The sequence below is a fragment of the Ilumatobacter sp. genome (assembly GCF_041688325.1).
In the GTDB taxonomy this organism is placed as follows: Bacteria; Actinomycetota; Acidimicrobiia; order Acidimicrobiales; family Ilumatobacteraceae; genus Ilumatobacter_A.
On sequence record NZ_JBDNIJ010000319.1, the window covers coordinates 1 to 1628 of the forward strand.

The following is a 1628-nucleotide window of genomic DNA, read 5'->3' on the forward strand; positions in this document are numbered from 1 at the left end:
GCGGCTCGTCGATCCGCCTCGATCAGGTCGAGCAGCAGTCGCTGCTCGTGCGCAGCAGTCGCCCGGATCGCGTTGACAAGCCCCGGGATCAACTTGTGGCGCCGTTCCAACTCGGCGTCGACCACAGCCCAGGCATCGCTGACCTTCTGACGGGCGGTGACCAGCCCGTTGTACGACATCGCGTACGCAACGGCCCCAACGCCGGCCGCGATCGCAAAGAGGAAGAAAACAATGACGATCATGACAACGGGTACAGGCTGCCCAGGACGCCGGGCATGTGGGATCTGACCGACTGGCCCCAATCAAGGAATCCGAACATTTGCTCCAAGTCAAGCTTTTCGGACACGCAGAGCAGCCAGGAACCCCATAACTCGAACTTGACCGCACCGCCGCTGCTGTCAGGCGAGAGGAGCCATGCCAACATCTCCTGATCGAGCAGTGCCACTGCGAAACGCTCGTCGTTTCCGGTGACACGAAATTGATCGTTGAACAGTGTCGACTCGACCTCGATATCGCGGAACCCAACAGCTCGTCTGATTCCCGACCAGAAACCCTCTGGGCCGATCTTTGTGTGCGGTGCAGCGAACGCAAGGCTGATCAACGCGAGCGTACAAAGGTGCGTGGTGCTGTCGTCGCCCGACCCGGTCGTATACCTGTAGTGAAACACGCTGTCGTGTTCGCCGGCGCGCCAGAACTGGAACGAGACCGTCCGCTCACGCCCGATCCCGAACTGATCGAACTGTTGGCCCGGCGGACCTTTCGAATCGGTGTCGACCTCGAACCCATATTTCGCTGCCAACCGCTTGGCTCGTGCGATCTGCTGCTTGGTGCGCCGTGAGACGCCGAACGCGACCGCCGCGGCAATCGCGACGAGAACGAGGTACAAGACGACAGTACTCACGTTAGCGAGATGTGGTGAACGCTTCGAGCACGCGTAGCGCGACGTTCATTGTGGCGGCCACGACTTCATCGTTGCCGGCCTCGCGCGCTACGAAAAGCGTGGTCTGCGGCAGGTCGTCTTGGCCAGGATCGAAGATGATGATGAGGGGACCCGACGACGCGTCGATGTCGACAAGTTGCTCGCGAAAGCTCGTCGTGAATCCGTCGCGGATCAGGTTGAGGTCATCGGTGTCGACGATGAACGCATCGTTGAAAGCCTTGTGGCCAGAAGGGCGGACTTGCTCGACGAGGTTGAGCAAGTTCGGTGCGCGCCGTGATTGGAGCGCGATCCAGCCGCCGAGATGATGTTGCAGCGATGCGGCGCCAACCGCCAGCACGTTGCCGTTGACGTCTTCACCGCGTTCGAGGCGGATGCCATCACGTGAGTGGACTGGTTCGAACGCATACGAATCGAACGCAACGGACGTGATTGAAACCGCCGAGGAGGACACGCTCACCACTGTATTCGGTGTCGACCAACCAGAAGTGGGCTCGGGCTCGGGCGTCCAAGTGAGACCGGATATCGAGAGCACCGTGCACCGGGGCTGGTGCGCGCAGCACCAGGTTCCAGTTGGATGCTCCCGAGTATCCTCGCCACCATGTCAGCTGACGATCAGAACACCCCTGTCGACATCAAGCCCCGCTCACGCGACGTCACCGACGGCATCCAGAAAGCGCCATCACGCTCA

Annotated in this window: 3 protein-coding genes; all 3 read right to left on the reverse strand. The window is 61.1% G+C overall.

Annotated elements, in window-relative coordinates; genetic code table 11:
- Positions 1-242 (reverse strand): LemA family protein (locus tag ACH2EI_RS16750; RefSeq protein WP_395160859.1); only part of this gene is annotated, 242 nt, incomplete at its 3' end.
- A complete protein-coding gene (locus tag ACH2EI_RS16755) occupies positions 239-901 on the reverse strand; it encodes a hypothetical protein (RefSeq protein ID WP_395151646.1) in 663 nt (220 codons plus the stop codon). The genes ACH2EI_RS16750 and ACH2EI_RS16755, both read right to left, overlap by 4 nt.
- Position 902: 1 nt before the next feature.
- The gene (locus ACH2EI_RS16760; RefSeq protein WP_395160861.1) at positions 903-1391 is read right to left on the reverse strand and encodes a hypothetical protein; all 489 of its coding nucleotides are present in this window, start codon (positions 1389-1391) and stop codon (positions 903-905) included.
- Positions 1392-1628 lie beyond the last annotated feature (237 nt).